Here is a 15,773-nt window from a genome sequence, read left to right as displayed (position 1 = left end):
AAGATCGGCGGCGCCACACGCCGCCGATCTTCCGCAGAGCGGCCGGACCTCAGACCGACGGCGGCTCGCCGTCGAGCCGGTGCTGCTCGCGCGCGTTGTTCGTGACGAGGTTGTCGAAGAAGCGCAGCCCGCGCGGCGTCAGGACCGGCACGAGCGATCGAACCTCGGGCGGCACGGTCACCGCGGCGATGCGCAGGTCGCCGGGGTAGGCGTTGTCACCGGTCAGCCCGTAGGTCGCGTTCATCAGCGCACCCGGCACGATCAGCACCTCGGCCTCGCGCAGGGCCGGCACGTCGAGCATGACGGCGAGCCCCTCGAGGAACGCGCTCTCCTCACCCTCGGGCAGTCCCTCCCAGCAGAGCGCGAGACCGGACTCGTCGATCTCCGCGAGCTCGGCGGCGGTCGTCGCGACCCGCCTCACTGCGCCACCGACCCGGTGAACGACTCCGGCGCGGCGGGCGCGCCCGGCAGCAGCTGCGCCAGGTCGTAGCCGACCGGCTCCTCGAGCTGGTCGTACGTGCACGAGCGCGGCTCGCGGTCGGGCCGCCAGCGCTTCAGCTGCGTGGTGTGCCGGAACCGGGTGCCCTCCATGTGGTCGTAGCCGACCTCGAGCACGCGCTCGGGGCGCAGCGGCGTGAAGCTCAGGTCCTTGCCCGCCGACCAGCGCGACTGCGCCCCCGGCTGCCGCTTCGCGTCGTCACCGGCGGCGGGGTCGGACCAGGTCGCCCACGGGTGCGCCTCGGCGGCGGCCTCGTCGGAGACGTCGACGACGAGCGGCGCCAGCTCGCCCACGAGCTCCGCGCGCCGCGCCATCGGGAACGAGGCGGAGACGCCGACGAACTGCAGGGCCGCACTCTCGCCGTCGCCGTCGTAGAGGCCGAGCAGGAGCGAACCGACCAGCGGCTGCTCCGGCGTCGACGCCTTGTGCTCGCGGTACCCGGCGAGCACGACGTCGGCCGTGCGCGCGTGCTTGATCTTCAGCATCGTGCGCCTCCCCGGCGCGTAGGGGTCCGCGAGCGGTTTGGCCATCACGCCGTCGAGCCCGGCGCCCTCGAAGATCCCGAGCCACTCCTGAGCGAGCGCGGCGTCGCGCGTGCGAGGCGTCGGGTGGACGCGCGGGCCGGACAGGCCCAGTCCGTCGAGCACCTCGATCCGCTCGGCGAGCGGCCGGTCCATCACGACGTCGTCGCCCAGGGCCAGCACGTCGAAGACGACGAGGTTCGCGGGCGCGTGCTCGGCGAGCATCGCCACGCGCGAGGCGGCCGGGTGGATCCGCTGACCGAGCAGCTCGAAGTCGAGGCGCGACCCGCGCGCGAGCACGATCTCGCCGTCGACCACGACGCGGTCCGGCAGCTCCGCACGCGCCGCCTCGACGACGTCGGGGAAGTATCGCGTCATCGACTTGCCGCTGCGGGAGAGGATCTCGACGTCGCCGTCGTCGACCAGCACGATCGCGCGGAACCCGTCCCACTTGGGCTCGTAGGCGAACGGGCCGCCCGCGGCGTCGGGGCCGGGGATTGCCGCGACGCTCTTCGCGAGCATCGGCGCGATCGGGGGTGTGAGCGGGAGGGTCATCGCGTCTCCTGGGCGTCGGCGGGATGGTCGGGGGCGGAGGCGACGCCGTCGTCGTCCTCGTCGCGGAGGACCAGACCGATCTGGTCGGCGACGTCCTGCAGGACACCCTGCACGGCGAGGGTGTCGGCGAGCGGCATCACGCTCGACTCGGTGCGACCGGCGCGCACGCACGCGGCGACCTCCTCGAGCTCGTGGGCGTACCCGCGCCCGCGTGCGGGGTGGTGCTCGCGGACCGGGTCTGCGCCGTCGCGGTGCAGCACGAAACCGTCGGTGCCGTGGAAGGGCGCGTCGAGGTCGATCCAGCCGCGGCTGCCGTAGACCCTCGCCACCCCGGGCATCGGTGTCGTGCGCGAGGCGAGCACGGACGCCGTCGACCCGCCCGCGAATCCGACGACCGCACCCACGTGGGAGTCCGTGCCACCCGCGGTCAGCGTCCCCGTCGCACGCACCTGCGTGGGCGCACCGAGCAGCATCTGCGCGAGGGAGATGCCGTAGACCGCGAGGTCGAGGAGCGCGCCTCGGCCGGCGGCCGGCTCGTCGTCGACGCTCGAGCCCGGCAGCGGCCAGCCCATCTCGCTCGTGACGGCGCGGACCTCGCCGATCGCGCCGTCCGCCACGAGGTCGCGCAGGCGCACGACGGCGGGGAGGAACCTCGTCCACATCGCCTCCATCGCGAAGGTCCCGGCCGCGCGCGCCTCGTCCGCCACGCGGTGCGCGCCGGCGGCGGTCGCGGCGAAGGCCTTCTCGACGAGGACGCCGCGGCCCGCCGCGATCGCCGCGCAGGCGTGGCGGGCGTGCTGGGCGTGCGGGGTGGCGATGTGGACGACGTCGACCTCGTCGTCGGCGAGCAGCGCGGCGTAGGAGCCGTGGGCGCGGGCGCGCGGGGCGTGCTCGGCGGCGAACGCGCGGGCGCGGCCCTCGTCCCGCGATCCGACGGCGACGATCTCGGCGTGCGCGACGTGGTCGAGGTCCCGGGCGATCTCCGCGGCGATGCGTCCGGGGCCCAGGACTCCCCAGCGGAGGCTGCGCTGCTCGCTCATGCCCCCATGATGCCGCGCGGCCCGCCGATCGGCCGGGCCCGGGTGACGATCCCTCGGGGCCGAGAATGCGCAGGACTGCTGAATCGCGGCGACAGAGCAGTTACCTGCATGCTCACGCAGGCACGCGTGCGTTCGAGCGACACCCGGGGCCGCCACCATGCGTACGACTGCTCTGTCCCACCGATTCAGCAGTCATCCGCCTGCTCGCGCGGCCCCTCGCGATCGAACCGACCGCGACCATGTGCACGCGAGCTGTATCGCGCCGGTAGAGCAGCCAGACGCATTCTCGAGCTGGTGAGCGAGGATCCTCGTGCCTGGTCGATCTCCAGCCGGGTCAGGCTGCGGGGCGGGCGGGAGCGCCCGCCGCAGCAGCCGACGCCGCCGGCACCGCTACCGGCGCGTCCGCCAGCACCAGGCCGTCCGCGTGCGGCCAGGCGGCCGGACGCTGACCCGCGGGCACCGCGACGTGGACGGCGACGTCGGGCCACCCCTCCCCGCGGCGCGCGCGCGGCGCACCAGCACGTGAGCGTCGACCCCGGACGGCGCGGTCACGACCACCGTGCTCGCGACCGGGAACGCCGCGACCAGGTCGCCCTGGTGCGTCACGACGGCGGTCACCTGCACCTCCTGGTGACCCGCCGGCGGCAGCGTGGCGGTGAACGCGTCGCCGCCGAACCGCGTGGCACGGGCCCGGGGACGCAGCCCCAGCTCACGCGCGAGGGCGCCCAGCAGCCTGGCGTCGGCGACCCGCACGTGCGCCCGCGCGCCACCGATCTGGGTGAGGGCGACGGCGTCGAGCGCCGCACCGCGGGCGCCCTGGCCGAGGTCGAGCTCTGCCCCGACGGCGAGGACCCGCGTCAGGCGCAGCAGCCGTGACGCGACGGCCGCAGCGCCGGCACCCGTGAGCCACAGCAGCGGGGTGCCGTCGCGCTCGGCCTGCTGCGCGCGGGCCACGAGAACCGGGAACGGGAGGTCGGCGCGGACCTCGACCGCGGGCGACGAGGAGGGGACTCCCCGGGCGCCGCCGACGGCGACCGAGGGACTCCGCACGGGGCGCGCCCCCGCCGGCAGGGTCAGGCGGACCGTGCCGAGCGGACGGGCGGGACGAGCGAGAAGGGTGGTGGTCACGGGGAGCTCCGGGTCGAGTCGTGTGTGGGCGGGAAGGCCCGACTCGTCCGGCGTCAGATGGCGACGGCGGAGTCGGGCCCGTGCATACACAGGGACCGACACCCGCGGGCGGGGACCAGGAGCGGCGGGACGGTCGTCGTCATGGCCTGCTCCTCTCCTCGCGGTGAGCACCGGAGCTCCGGTGCGGATGGCGCCACTCTAGGAACCCGCGGCGCTCCTCGTCGTCGCGCCACGATCCTTCTCACATGTCGAGACCGGGCACAGCAGCGCCCGCCGGCTCGGGCCGACGGGCGGTACTGGGTTCGTGGGGCCGGGCGGCCGCGGGGCTCAGGCCTCGGCGTACGTCAGGCAGTTGGCCGTGCCACCGCCGCCCGGGCCGATGCGCACGGCCGTCGCCGTGCACTCGAGGTTGCTGTTGAAGCGGCAGGCGCTGCGTTGGCACGCGCCGACCTGGGCGACCACGCGGTCGAGACCGCCGCGCGTGCCGACGTCGATGAACGTCGCGCAGTCCGCGTCGTCGTCGACCGTGACGGCGAAGGCGTGGCAGCCGTCGTGGTTGTAGGAGCAGCCGGCGACGGCACACTCGACGACCTGGGGCATCTCGGCGAGAGACGACATGAGTTCCTCCTCGGGGGCGACCTGATGCTAGAACGATAAACCCGAAATAGCGTTCTCGCCACTTTCGAGAAGAATTCAGGGTGCACTTATTGAGGGTCGCCTCACCTGAATTCAGGAATGCCTCACCGAGCCCGATTTACGGGAAGTCGGTGTGATGAAAAGCGGCTCACCGGTCCGGCGGCGACCGCGAGCCGCTCCCCCACAAGTACCTCGCGGGCTCCCACAAACCCCTCGCGGGAGGGGACGCACTAGGCTCCGGGTCATGCATGAGGTGACGACGGCGTGGGCGCCGGACGTGCTGGGCGGCGACTTCGTGGCGCGCACCATCGAGCTGGGCGACGACGGCGACGGCGCCGTCGCGACCCTCGTCCGGCTCGGCGAGCCGACGCACGAGCGCGCGATCCTCTACGTCCACGGCTTCTCCGACTACTTCTTCCAGGCCGAGCACGCGCGCACGCTGGCCGCGGGCGGCCAGGACGTCTACGCGCTCGACCTGCGTCGCTACGGGCGCTCGCTGCGCGAGGGTCAGGTCCCCGGCCTCGTGCGCGACCTCGCGGAGTACGACGAGGAGATCCTCGCGGCGCTCGCCGTCGTCCGCGCCGAGGGCCACCGCCAGGTCGTGCTGCTCGGCCACTCGACGGGCGGCCTGATCGCCACGCTGTTCGCGCACCACCACCCGCGCGCGCTGCAGGCCGTGGTGCTCAACAGCCCCTGGTACGACATCAACGACACCCCGCTGCGCCGCAGCCTCAGCGGCACGGTCGCCGCCGTCGCCGCCTGGCGCGATCCCGACGCCGTCATCTCCCGCCTCTCGGGGACCTACGGCTCGTCCATCCACGCCAGCACCGGCGGCGAGTGGGACTTCGACCTCGCGTGGAAGCCGATCGAGGGCTTCCCCGTGCGCGCCTCCTGGCTCAGCGCGATCCGCCGCGCGCAGCGTCGCGTGGCCGAGGGTCTCGACATCCGCGTCCCCGTCCTCATGTGCACCTCGAGCCGCTCGGGCGGCGCCGGCGGGACCGCCGTCACCCCGGCCCAGGTGCGCTCCAGCGACGTCCTGCTCGACGTGAAGCACATGTGGGACGCCGTCGCGCGCCTGGGTGACGACGTCACGCTGCGCACCGTGCCCGGCGGTCTGCACGACCTCGCCCTGTCGGCCCCGGCCGCGCGCACCGACTACGAGCGCGCGGTGACCTCCTGGATCAGCGACCGGCTGTGACGACGCCGCCCGCCCGGCCGGTGCCGACCAGCACGACGGCGCGCACGACGGAGCCCACCACGTCGCCGTCCTCGTCCCCCGGCCCGCGCATCACGGCGTCGGTCGCCTGGCGCGCCGTCGGGCAGGAGGCCCTCAGCCTCCTGACGATCACGGGGCGGCTCCTGCGCCGGTACTCGCTCGTGCTCACCGGGATCGCGGCGCTCGGCATCATCGCCGCGCACTGGATCTCGGTGCTCGCGGTCATCGCCTCCCGCGGCAGCGCGACGGCGGGCATCCTCGTGTTCGCGCTCGTGCCGGGCGCCGCGTTCGTCACCGCCGTCGGGATGCTCGTGCTCATGGGCCGCCTCACCGACGCCACGCAGCGCAGCGCCGCGAGCGCGCTGGCGACGTTCGCGAGCGCCCTGCTGCTCTACCTCGTGCTGTACGAGCAGAACGGGCAGCTGACCGAGGACCGCCGGGTCTACCTCTACGAGACGACGATGGAGGCGGTCTACGAGTCGGCGTTCAACGACGACGCCCCTTCCGCCCTCGACCGCATCCCCGAGGTGCTGTCGGTTTCTGTGCTCGGCATCCTCGTCGTGGCGCTCGTGCTGCGCAGCCTCGGCGCCGCCTTCCTCGACCGCCAGGAGCGCCGCGACGAGATCGCGCGCGAGCAGCACCGCACGCGCGGCCGCGGCGCCACGATCGGCACCGGGGCGCTGCGCGTCGTCGTGACCTACTCCGAGCTCGTGTGGCTCGTGCTGTCGGTGCTCGCCGCCGTCGCCGTCGGCAACGCGCTGCGGAACTGGTGGAGCAGCCGCAGCGCGGTGCACGCCGTCAGCGACGCCTGGGCCAGGCTCGACTGGCCGCAGGTCGCGCCGGCGATCGGCGCCGTCGGCGGCGTCGTCGGAACCCTGGTGGAGTTCGCCGTCGCCGGTGTGCTCGTGCCGGCCGGGTGGCTCGCGTTCGGCACGGTCCTCTACGGCACGCGCCGCGGGGCGACGGCGGCGCTCGCCTCCCGCGCGGCGGAGGTCACGGCGAGCCTGGGCAGCCGGGTGGCGGTACCCCGCGCCGCCGACGCCCTCACCGACGTCGCGCGCCTGCAGCGCTCCTGGTCATCGCTCGTGCGGCCCACGAGCCGGTGGGGTCCGCTCGGCGGCGCCGCCGGTCTCGTGCTCGCCCGCGGGTGGCTCCCGATCGGCGTGTTCTGCATCCTGTTCACGATCCTCGCGCAGGCGGACTACCTCGTGTGGTGGCTGGCCGACCTGCTCCTGCCGACCGTCGCCGCCAACGACTGGCGGGCGATCTACCCGCTCGTCGCCGCCGTCGGGACGGTGCTCGTCCAGGTGCTGACGCTCGCGCTGGTGGCCGCCGGCACCGAGCTGACGATGCGGCGGCTCGGCCTGCCGAGCATCCTGCGGCTACCTCACAAGTCGAAGGACCAGTAGCGGCGAGGGGTGTCGGTCGGCACCACGCGCACCGACCGCGGCTCGACACCGTCGGGCAGCAGCACGACGTCCGAGCGCGAACCGTCCACGAGGAAGATGGACCCGAGCCACCCGCCCTCGGGCTCGACGCTCGTGCTGATCAGCCGCGACCGGGTGTAGGTCGCGCCGTCGTCGGCGAGCACCACGAGGTCGACGCCGAAGCCGCCGTCGTCCGACGGCGGAGCACCGTCCACGGTGAAGTCCGCCTCCCAGAGCTGCCAGCCGTCCGGCGGCAGGAACGGGTCGCCGTAGCTGCCGTTCAGACGATCGACCTCCTCGATGCCGCGGAACCCGATCGTCACACCGCGCGTCCTCGCCTCACCGCCGACCTCGGCGGAGGCCGGCGCGACCGGGTGCGACCCGCTCCAGCGCGAGGCCTCGCGGTAGCCGACGCTCGCGAGCATGCCGGCCACCGCCAGCACGGACACCGCTCCGGCGATCGCGCCGCGCACCGAGAGGGTCATCCCCGCCCCGCCGTCAGCAGCACGGCGGCGATCTCCTCGACCTGCTCGACCTCGTCCACCCGCACCTCGCCGATCTCCATGGGCAGCGCCCAGTCGGAACCCTCGGGGAGCACGCGCAGCGTGCCGCTCTCGGCCGCGTCCGCCGGCATCTCGAAGATGACGTCGAGGTGCCACCACTCGCCCGGCTGCGCCTCGGTGTAGCCCGCGTCGAAGACGTCGCTCGGGGCGTACTCCGCGCCGTTGGCACCGCGCCAGGCGAGGGTTCGGACGAGGTCGGGCTCGCGCTTGCCCGAGTAGGCGACGCGCACCACGAGGAAGCGCCCCGCGCTCTCGTACTCGAGCACCTCGTCGCCGTAGGACTCGGGCACCTCGATGAGCGGCGCGGACCGCGCCCGCCCCACCTCGACCACGGTGCCCCCGACGGCGACCTCCTCGCCGACGTCGCCGCGCACCGTCGTCGCGACCGTGGGGACGACCGGGCGGTTCGCCTCGTGCACCCCGAGGCCGAGCGCGGCGACCAGGAGGACCCCGCCGGTCGCCGTCGCACCGAGGCTGTAGCGGCTCACCGGTCGTCCTCGGGCTCGACCTCGGGGACGATCGAGTCGACGCGCGGGACCTGCGCGGTGGCGCGGGGCTGCGGCCGCAACCAGGTCTCCTCGCCCGACAGGACGTGCTGCGTGTAGGTGTAGGACGTCAGGAGCACGGGCAGGGTGCTGAGGCTCTCCAGCGTGCGCGCGTCCTCCTCCGTGACCGGGATGAGGATGAGCGCCGGCGTCGTCACACCGGGGTGGATGTAGGAGACGTAGCTCCCGTCCACGGGAGAGACCGCACGGGGGTAGGCGGTCGGCTCGAGGCTGCTCACCTCGATCGAGTCCGACTTGTAGGTGGTCGATCGCGGCGGGGCCCCGGTGAGGTCCGCACCGATGACGAGCCAGGCGTCGCCGTCGACGATCTCGAGCAGACTCGGGTCGTACTCGCGCGAGATCGACCAGCCCTCGATGGCGACGTCGTAGGGGCCGAGCGCGACGCGGGCGTCGGCCGGGACGCGGGGCAGACCCTCCTCGGGCACCTGGGCGAACCCTCCGGCGGCCCAGGCCCCGGACGTCACGGCCACGAGACCCGCCACCGCGGCCCACGTCCACACCGAGCGCAGCCCGCGCCGCACGAGGTGCGACGGACCGCCCGCGGGCGGCGGTGCGGGCGGAGGGGTCGTCATGGGGCCGATCGTAGCGACCGGGGACCCGGGTGCGCGGGCCCGCGGCGGTCCATGCATGTGAACGTTCATCACGATTCGATCAAGAAAGCGGTCCCGAGGGCCGAAACCACCCCGATCGGTCTACCACCCCGGCTCCGGGGCGCTACAGTTGTGCACAGCTGGCCCGTCGACCGCCCCCTGCCGACGGGCCAGCCTCCATCTCATCTCCGGTCACGCGGGTCGACGACGATCCGGTGCGGAAGAACCCCTCGCGCACTACCGTGACCCCGTGACCCTCCGACGCCGCCCCGCACGAGTCGGCCGCCCCCTCGCCGCCGGCACCGCTGCGGCCCTCCTCGCCCTCGTCGCCGGCTGCGGCGGTGAGGCCCCCGCGCCGGGTCCGTCGACGCCCGGGACCGCCACCCCGGAGACCTCACCGACCTCACCGACCTCGAGCGACCCGACGACCACCGGCGGCGCGGCGGAGCCCGGTGGACCTGCGACCGCCGCGACCGCCACGGGCGAACCGCTCGTCCACCTCGCCGTCGGTGACAGCCTGACCACCGGCTTCGCCTCCTGCGCCGCGGTGTTCGTGTGCCAGGGTGCCTCGTGGGCGATCGGGACCGACCCCGCGATCGACTCGCTCGACACCCGGCTGGGCGAGGCGGGCTGGGCCGTCACGGCCGTCCCCGCCGCGCGCGAGGGTGCACGCATGGCCGACGCGCGGCCGCTCGTCGACGCCGCGTTCGAGGCACCGGGTGCCCCCGGAGCCGCCGACGTCGACCTCGTCACCGTGCTGCTCGGCGCCAACGATGTGTGTGCTCCCGACGTCGCGGCCATGACGAGCACGGCGGACTACACCGCCCAGCTCGACGCCCTGCTGAGCGACCTCGCCACCCGCGCGCCGGACGCCGCCGTCGTGCTCGCGAGCATCCCGGCCGTCACGTCGGTGTGGGACGCCGCGAACGACGACCCCGAGGCGCGCGCGGTCTGGGACAACGGGCTGTGCGCGACCGTCCTGGGCGGTGACGACACCGCCCGCGCCGCTGCCGCCCAGCGCCTGGTCGAGCTCGACGAGGCCGCCACCGCCACGTGCCAGCAGCACCCCGCGTGCCGCACCGACGACGGCGCGGTGGCCGCCGTCGCCCTGACGCCGGCGTGGCTCTCCGACGTCGACCACTTCCACCCCTCGCCCCTGGGGCAGGCGGCGCTCGCGGAGGCCGTGTGGCCCGCCGTCGACGAGGCGCTCGCGCAGCGGGGCGAGTGACGTGGTCCGGTGGCGGCGCAGCCCCGTCCTCGCCGACGTCGGCGAGGGCTTCCTCGCGATCGAGACGACGGCGCACCAGCCCGCCCTGGAGACGAGCGCCGGGTCGGGGCGGGCCCGCGGCGCCGCGCAGGAGCTGCCCGCCCGGTTCACGCTGCACGCCGAGACGGGCGGCGCCGTCGTGATCGCCTGGCACAACCGCAACGTCGGATTCGTGCCCGCCTCGCACCACACCTCGATCAGCGAGCAGATCGTCGCGGCGCGCGGGGCGCGGGTCGAGGCCGACGGCGAGGTGTTCCGCCTCGAGGGCAGCTGGCGGGTCTGGGTCGGCCCGCGGCCGCGCCCGCGCGACGCCGGCCCGCCCGACGACGCCATCGCCCCGAAGCCGTTCACGATCCTCGGCATCCCCGTGACGCGCAACGACCCCTGAGCCGGCCGTCGACAAGATCCTGGTCAGGGTGGCGGTGACGTGCCTACCGTAGTCCTACCCGACCGAAGGAGAGACCCATGGGACTCGACGACAAGCTGGACGCGAAGGCCACCGAGACCGGCGGCGCGCTGAAGAAGACCGCAGGTCAGGCCACCGGCAACGAGCAGCTCGAGGCCGAGGGTCGCGCCGACCAGGCCAAGGGCGGCGCGCAGGGCGCGGCCGAGAAGGCCAAGGACGCCCTCGGCAAGGCCGCGGACAGCGTCAAGGACGCCTTCAAGTAGATCCACCCGAGCGCACGGCGCCGGCCGCGACACCCGTCGCGACCGGCGCCGTCGCCGTTCCGGCCCCGTTCCGCCGCCGAACCACTGCCGAACCACTGCCGAACCACCGGGAGCACACGTGACCACGACCCCCGACCGCCCCACCCACCTGCCCGGCCAGACCCAGGAGTGGCCCGGCACCGTCGCCGACATGACGCCGGCGCCCGACCACGGTGAGACCGGCTGGAAGGGTCGCGACCGCCTGACCGGCAAGCGTGTCCTCGTGACCGGGGGCGACTCCGGCATCGGCCGCGCCGTCGCGATCACCTTCGCCCACGAGGGGGCCGCCGTCGCCATCGCCTACCTGCCGCAGGAGTCCGACGACGCCGAGGCCACCCGCGCCGCGGTCGAGGCCGCCGGCGGCACCTGCGTGCTCGTGCCCACCGATCAGCGCACCGAGCAGGCCAACATCGACCTCGTCGCCACGACCGTCGAGGCGCTCGGCGGGCTCGACGTCGTGATCTCCAACGCCGCCTACCAGATGGCGCGGCCCGGCGGGATCGAGGACTTCCCCGACGACCAGCTGCGTCAGGTCTACGAGACCAACGTGTTCGCGACGTTCTGGCTGGTCAAGGCCGCCTCGCCGCACCTCGGCGCCGGCTCGTCGATCATCGTCACGACGTCGATCCAGGCCTACCAGCCCTCGGGCCCGCTGCTCGACTACGCCTCCACCAAGGCCGCGCTGAACAACCTCGTGGTGAACCTGGCCGAGGAGCTGGGGCCGCGGGGCATCCGCGTCAACGCCGTCGCCCCCGGTCCGATCTGGACCCCGCTCATCCCCGCGACGTTCGACGCCGAGAAGGTCGACGGCTTCGGCGCCGACACCCCGCTCGGCCGCCCCGGGCAGCCCGTCGAGGTCGCCTCCGCGTTCGTGTACCTCGCGAGCGACGAGGCGTCCTACGTGAGCGGGACGGTGCTCGGCGTGACCGGCGGCCGACCGGTCTTCTGAGCGCACCGACACACGCACGCACACACGAGAAGGAGAAGAACATGACTGATCTCACCGGCAAGCGCGTGGCGTTCGTCGCCACGAACGGCTTCGAGGACTCCGAGCTCTTCGACCCCTGGACCGCCGTCACCTCCAGCGGCGCGACGGCGGTGCTCGTCTCGACCGAGGCGGGCACGATCACCGGCAAGAACGGCGGCGAGGCCGAGGTGGGGGTCACGACGGCGGAGGCCGACGCCGGCGACTACGACGCCCTGGTGCTGCCGGGCGGCGTGGTGAACAGCGACGACATCCGGCTCGACGCCGACGCCGTCGCGCTCGTGAAGGCGCTCGTGACCGCCGCGAAGCCGGTCGGGGTCATCTGCCACGGCGCGTGGATCCTGGCCGACGCCGACGTCCTGCGCGGCCGCACGATCACCTCCTTCCCGACCCTGCGCACTGATCTGACGAACGCCGGTGCGACCTGGGTCGACGAGGAGGTGGTCTGCGACCAGGGGCTCGTCTCCAGCCGGACGCCGAAGGACCTGCCCGCGTTCAACGACAAGCTGGTGGAGGAGATCGCCGAGGGCGTGCACCCGCAGCGCGAGGCCTGACGGGTCTCGAGACCCGCCCTGAGGCCCGGGACCCAGCCGATTTCCCACGCGCGCCGTCGCGGGGTATGCTCTTTTCCGGCCTCAGGGCCACGCGCCCGTAGCTCAATGGATAGAGCATCTGACTACGGATCAGAAGGTTGGGGGTTCGAGTCCCTCCGGGCGCGCTCGTTGAGACAGCGAGTAGATCGGCCCCAGTGCTAGGGAAACCAGGCACTGGGGCCGATCTGCATCTCAGGTCTGACAGGCGTTGGTGCACACGGTGGTGCACACATCGCGCCCGGAGCGTCGTCGACACCCGCGGGGCGCAAGATCGGTACGATTGAGGCAAGAACGACACGTGGCCGGAGGTGAGCAAGATGCTGGTGAAGGACAAGGCGCGACAGGACGCCCGCGAGGTTCTCGATGAGACCTGGAGCGCGGGGTACCCGGTCGACCCTGAGCGCATCGCTACCCACCTCGGCATCATCGTGCGTCGGACCTACCTCGAAGACGGAGTCTCCGGCCTCCTCCGGGTCGAGCCTGGGCGAGACGCCGAGATCTTCGTCAGCGCAACCGACACCGAGCAGCGCCAGCGGTTCACGATCGCCCACGAGCTTGGTCACTACTGGGAGCGAACCAGCCGTGGCGACACCGACTTCAACATCGTCGAGCGTCGCGGCGGGAAGTACGACCTGCACGAGTTCTACGCTGACGAGTTCGCGGGCGCACTCCTGATGCCCGAGCACCAGGTCCGAGACCTCGTGAACGGAGGTGCGGGTCTAGCGAGGCTTGTCAGGGAGTTCGACCTCTCTGTCCCGGCCGTACGCAAGCGGCTCGACAACCTCGCCATCAAGCTGTGAGCGCAGGCGAACCGTCCGCCAAGGAACTCGCTGCGGCGCAAGGCGCGACCGTCGATCAGCTCGACAAGCCTTCTGCCGCCGAGGTCAACGACAAGACCGCGAACCGCATCCTCAACGCTGAGGCGGATCGTCAAGATCAAGCCAACAAGTTGCGGGAGCGCTTCTTCTGGTCCGTGACCGGTGCCATGTCCTTCGCGTTGGTGTCGTCAGTCCTGGTCATGGGTGCCTACATCTGGTCCGAGTTCGGCGACGTGCAGATACAGGTGATGATCGCCTGGCTCTCTGCCACGGTGGTCGAGACGATCGGGCTTGCCTACATCATCGCGAACTACCTGTTCCCGAAGGACAGTCAGAAGGGCGACTCGGCACCGAGCGCGACGATCGCGCCCGAGTAGTCATGCCACCTCCGGGGGGCGCGGAGTGCTCGCATCACGTGCGGCACGAAGCACGTCGATCAGGTTGTCGTCGTACTCGTGCGCCGCGGCCGAGTCGAGCAAGACCATGAGGCGTCGTCCACTCGCGTCCTCGCTCATCCCGAGGTGCTCGGCCGAGAAGGGCACGCCCGACTGCATGATGTCGCGGGCGTGGTCGAGGATCTCGTAGTCGATCCGCGCGAGACGATCGGGGACGCACCGCCAGCACTTCCCGGTCTCCATCTTGATCTCGGTGATCCGTCGTCCGTCGTCCGGCGTGAGGCCGACCTTGGCGAGCACCGCGGCCTCGAGCTCGTCGTAGGCGGCCTGCTCGTCGTCGTTGGTCGGCAGCGGCGCGGCGAGGTAGCGGCGCTGCGCCTCGCTCTCGTGTGTCGTGGTCATGGCGGGCACGCTACGACCACCCACTGACACGGTCCCCAGTGGTGGGCTTGGCGGGGCGATCGGATGTTCGGATCTCCTCAGCATGTCCCCCACCATCCCCAGTTGTGCGGTAGAGTTGACGCACTAGACACCAGCCCCCTCTGATGACTTCGCGTCGTCAAGGGGCTGGTTTTCTTTGTAGCCTCTACGTCGTGAAGAACTTCCGTACCTATGCCGAGTTGATCGACATCATGAAGGATCGCGGACTGGCTATCTACGATGACGAAGCAGCCGACGCAGCCCTTCGTAGGTACGGGTATCACCGTCTCGGCGGGTACCGGTACCCATTCCGCCAGTTGCTTCCGCCTCACCTCGTAGATCGAGACGCCAGATCGTTCCGCCTGGATGACTACATGCCTGGTGCGTCTCTCGATCACGTTATGGAGCTCTATTCCTTCGATGACAAGCTGCGACTCGTGTGCCTTGGCGGAGTGCTCGATTTCGAGGTTCGCTTACGCGCAACGATGGCTCATGTCCTGGCAGAGCGATCCCCAGTGGCGCACCTACGCCGAGACCACCTCGACCCGACCGCATGTGACCGGCCGGCTCACGGAGGCAGCTCGACCAAGCTCCGCGCGTGGCAGGACAAGGCGCGCAAGGCCGTCGAGGACGCGCGACCTGCCGACGACTACCTCATCCATCTACAGAAGGTCGAACCCCTCGCCGATACCCCGATCTGGTCGTTCGTCGAGGTTGTCAACTGCGGCTCCCTCCCGTTCCTCCTCGACCTGATGCTCATCGAGGACAAGCGCGCGGTCGCCAGTGCCTTCGGGGTCAACAAGCCAGCTCAGTTCATCACCTTTGCGCGGAGCATCAGCGATCTGCGGAACGTGTGCGCACACGGCTCGCGCCTCTTCAACCGGTCGATGAAGCGCGACATCAAGATCCGGCGGCAGAGTGGAGTTGGGCCGCTGATGACCCACCTCCTTGACCGCGAGGATGGCTCCAGGAGGGTCTACCCGGTGATGGCGTCCTTGGCCTACATGCTACGGAGCCACCGAGACGGAACGAATTGGCACATGACGGCGAAGACTCAGGTCCGGAAGCTGCCCACGGTAGAGCTGTCCAAGGGGGCGTCGCCACTGTTCACGCCTGAGTCGTCCATGGGCTTCCCGGACAACTGGGAGGACCTCGACCTATGGAACATGTGAACGAGTCGACTCGCTTGCTCACAGCAGACGAGGTCGTCGCCCTGTTGGGCGGCGACCTCAAGCCCGAGACGATCGTCGGGTGGGCTCGCGCAGGGAAAATCGGGTCGGTGAAGATCGGCCGCCAACGCCGATTCACGCAGCAGGACGTGGACCGCTTCATTGAGGTAAACCACCAGGATCAGTCCGACTTCGGACGATCTCGTGGGCCGCTGCAGCAGACGCCTCGTTCGCGCGCGTCGAACCGTAAGCCGTACCGCGCCCCCTAACTTGCCGGTCGCACGACGCGAAGGAAGGTGCCGCGGCGCTGGTGGTGCTGCTGCCAGTAGACGACGAGGCCCGCCGTCACGCCCAGCTCCTTCGCGAGCGCCCCCGGGTGTGACCCGACGATCTCCTCGGCCATGCGGTAGTCGTCGGGCTTGATGAGGACGCCGGCCGCCCAGATATCGGCGGCGCGCTCGTCCGCCGCGGCGTCGTGGCGGGTGCCCCAGTCGTGACCAAGGGCAACGTGGCCGAGCTCGTGCGCGAGCGTCATGCGCTGCGTCAGGTAGCCCTTCCTCGGGTTGATCACGATCACGCCGCCGGAGCGGACCTCGCCTGATCGGCGACCGAGGTCGCGGTAGACGACGTGCCAGCCCATCTCCTCGGCCAGGGCTACGAGCTCGGGGTCCAAGGTG

The 15,773-nt window shown here is 72.1% G+C and carries 21 protein-coding genes and 1 tRNA gene; 12 read left to right on the top strand and 10 right to left on the bottom strand.

The genetic code is table 11. The annotated features are described in order from the left end of the window. Positions 1-49 precede the first annotated feature (49 nt). The 5 genes from QQK22_RS17340 to QQK22_RS17320 form a co-directional block, all read right to left on the bottom strand. The gene (locus QQK22_RS17340; protein ID WP_284248490.1) at positions 50-421 is read right to left on the bottom strand and encodes a hypothetical protein; all 372 of its coding nucleotides are present in this window, start codon (positions 419-421) and stop codon (positions 50-52) included. Next, positions 418-1,575, bottom strand: a complete 1,158-nt coding sequence (locus tag QQK22_RS17335; RefSeq protein WP_284248488.1) for an ATP-dependent DNA ligase — start codon at positions 1,573-1,575, stop codon at positions 418-420. The genes QQK22_RS17340 and QQK22_RS17335 overlap by 4 nt, the downstream gene beginning before the upstream one ends. After that, a complete protein-coding gene (locus QQK22_RS17330) occupies positions 1,572-2,615 on the bottom strand; it encodes a Gfo/Idh/MocA family protein (protein WP_284248486.1) in 1,044 nt (347 codons plus the stop codon). The genes QQK22_RS17335 and QQK22_RS17330 overlap by 4 nt, the downstream gene beginning before the upstream one ends. 390 nt (positions 2,616-3,005) lie before the next feature. Further along, entirely contained in the window at positions 3,006-3,743 is a 738-nt protein-coding gene (locus tag QQK22_RS17325) for a hypothetical protein (RefSeq protein ID WP_284248484.1), read from the bottom strand. A 327-nt stretch (positions 3,744-4,070) separates the two neighbouring features. Further along, positions 4,071-4,361, bottom strand: coding sequence for a DUF1540 domain-containing protein (locus QQK22_RS17320; protein ID WP_284248482.1), 291 nt, complete (start codon positions 4,359-4,361; stop codon positions 4,071-4,073). A 262-nt stretch (positions 4,362-4,623) separates the two neighbouring features. On the opposite strand from QQK22_RS17320, the gene QQK22_RS17315 reads away from it, so the two are divergent. Beyond that, positions 4,624-5,577: an alpha/beta hydrolase gene (locus QQK22_RS17315; RefSeq protein ID WP_284248480.1), complete on the top strand. Its 954-nt coding sequence runs from the start codon at positions 4,624-4,626 to the stop codon at positions 5,575-5,577. Continuing rightward, positions 5,574-7,004 carry a hypothetical protein gene (locus QQK22_RS17310; RefSeq protein WP_284248479.1) on the top strand — a complete coding sequence of 477 codons (1,431 nt, stop codon included), beginning with the start codon at positions 5,574-5,576 and terminating at the stop codon, positions 7,002-7,004. Before QQK22_RS17315 ends, QQK22_RS17310 begins: the two co-directional genes overlap by 4 nt. Here QQK22_RS17310 and QQK22_RS17305 read toward each other — a convergent pair. From QQK22_RS17305 to QQK22_RS17295, 3 genes are read right to left on the bottom strand one after another with little or no spacing between them, the layout of a single operon-like run. Continuing rightward, positions 6,983-7,507, bottom strand: a complete 525-nt coding sequence (locus tag QQK22_RS17305) for a hypothetical protein (protein WP_284248477.1) — start codon at positions 7,505-7,507, stop codon at positions 6,983-6,985. The genes QQK22_RS17310 and QQK22_RS17305 overlap by 22 nt on opposite strands. Further along, positions 7,504-8,073 (bottom strand): hypothetical protein, encoded by a 570-nt coding sequence (locus QQK22_RS17300; protein WP_284248475.1) that lies wholly within the window; start codon positions 8,071-8,073, stop codon positions 7,504-7,506. Before QQK22_RS17300 ends, QQK22_RS17305 begins: the two co-directional genes overlap by 4 nt. Next, the gene (locus QQK22_RS17295) at positions 8,070-8,723 is read right to left on the bottom strand and encodes a hypothetical protein (RefSeq protein WP_284248473.1); all 654 of its coding nucleotides are present in this window, start codon (positions 8,721-8,723) and stop codon (positions 8,070-8,072) included. Before QQK22_RS17295 ends, QQK22_RS17300 begins: the two co-directional genes overlap by 4 nt. A gap of 268 nt (positions 8,724-8,991) precedes the next feature. Here QQK22_RS17295 and QQK22_RS17290 point away from each other — a divergent pair, with 268 nt between their 5' ends. The 8 genes from QQK22_RS17290 to QQK22_RS17255 all read left to right on the top strand — a co-directional run bounded on the left by QQK22_RS17290 (position 8,992) and on the right by QQK22_RS17255 (position 13,489). Further along, positions 8,992-9,969 (top strand): SGNH/GDSL hydrolase family protein, encoded by a 978-nt coding sequence (locus QQK22_RS17290; RefSeq protein ID WP_284252425.1) that lies wholly within the window; start codon positions 8,992-8,994, stop codon positions 9,967-9,969. A 1-nt stretch (position 9,970) separates the two neighbouring features. After that, positions 9,971-10,396 (top strand): hypothetical protein, encoded by a 426-nt coding sequence (locus QQK22_RS17285; protein ID WP_284248471.1) that lies wholly within the window; start codon positions 9,971-9,973, stop codon positions 10,394-10,396. A 77-nt stretch (positions 10,397-10,473) separates the two neighbouring features. Further along, on the top strand, positions 10,474-10,677 hold the full coding sequence (locus QQK22_RS17280) for a CsbD family protein (RefSeq protein ID WP_284248469.1): 204 nt from the start codon (positions 10,474-10,476) through the stop codon (positions 10,675-10,677). 190 nt (positions 10,678-10,867) lie between these two features. Next, entirely contained in the window at positions 10,868-11,665 is a 798-nt protein-coding gene (locus QQK22_RS17275; RefSeq protein WP_284252443.1) for an SDR family oxidoreductase, read from the top strand. A 41-nt stretch (positions 11,666-11,706) separates the two neighbouring features. Then, positions 11,707-12,255: a type 1 glutamine amidotransferase domain-containing protein gene (locus QQK22_RS17270; protein ID WP_284248466.1), complete on the top strand. Its 549-nt coding sequence runs from the start codon at positions 11,707-11,709 to the stop codon at positions 12,253-12,255. A 91-nt stretch (positions 12,256-12,346) separates the two neighbouring features. Beyond that, a tRNA-Arg gene (locus QQK22_RS17265) sits at positions 12,347-12,419 on the top strand. A gap of 192 nt (positions 12,420-12,611) precedes the next feature. Next, a complete protein-coding gene (locus tag QQK22_RS17260; RefSeq protein WP_284252822.1) occupies positions 12,612-13,094 on the top strand; it encodes an ImmA/IrrE family metallo-endopeptidase in 483 nt (160 codons plus the stop codon). After that, positions 13,091-13,489, top strand: coding sequence for a hypothetical protein (locus QQK22_RS17255; protein WP_284252423.1), 399 nt, complete (start codon positions 13,091-13,093; stop codon positions 13,487-13,489). Before QQK22_RS17260 ends, QQK22_RS17255 begins: the two co-directional genes overlap by 4 nt. Here the strand turns inward: QQK22_RS17255 and QQK22_RS17250 are convergent, their stop codons facing one another. Then, complete coding sequence (locus QQK22_RS17250; protein ID WP_284252420.1) at positions 13,490-13,909, bottom strand: hypothetical protein; 420 nt, start codon at positions 13,907-13,909, stop codon at positions 13,490-13,492. Positions 13,910-14,100: 191 nt separating this feature from the next. Here QQK22_RS17250 and QQK22_RS17245 point away from each other — a divergent pair, with 191 nt between their 5' ends. Both QQK22_RS17245 and QQK22_RS19020 read left to right on the top strand, forming a co-directional pair. Beyond that, on the top strand, positions 14,101-15,099 hold the full coding sequence (locus tag QQK22_RS17245) for an Abi family protein (RefSeq protein WP_284252419.1): 999 nt from the start codon (positions 14,101-14,103) through the stop codon (positions 15,097-15,099). Next, on the top strand, positions 15,087-15,365 hold the full coding sequence (locus QQK22_RS19020) for a helix-turn-helix domain-containing protein (protein WP_348525622.1): 279 nt from the start codon (positions 15,087-15,089) through the stop codon (positions 15,363-15,365). Before QQK22_RS17245 ends, QQK22_RS19020 begins: the two co-directional genes overlap by 13 nt. Here the strand turns inward: QQK22_RS19020 and QQK22_RS17240 are convergent. Then, entirely contained in the window at positions 15,362-15,769 is a 408-nt protein-coding gene (locus QQK22_RS17240; RefSeq protein ID WP_284252416.1) for an ImmA/IrrE family metallo-endopeptidase, read from the bottom strand. The genes QQK22_RS19020 and QQK22_RS17240 overlap by 4 nt on opposite strands. Between the last annotated feature and the right edge of the window lie 4 nt (positions 15,770-15,773).

This window comes from Litorihabitans aurantiacus (genome assembly GCF_030161595.1).
Taxonomy (GTDB): Bacteria; Actinomycetota; Actinomycetes; order Actinomycetales; family Beutenbergiaceae; genus Litorihabitans; species Litorihabitans aurantiacus.
The sequence above is the reverse complement of the archived record's forward strand: the minus strand, read 5'-3'. Positions and strand labels throughout refer to the sequence as shown.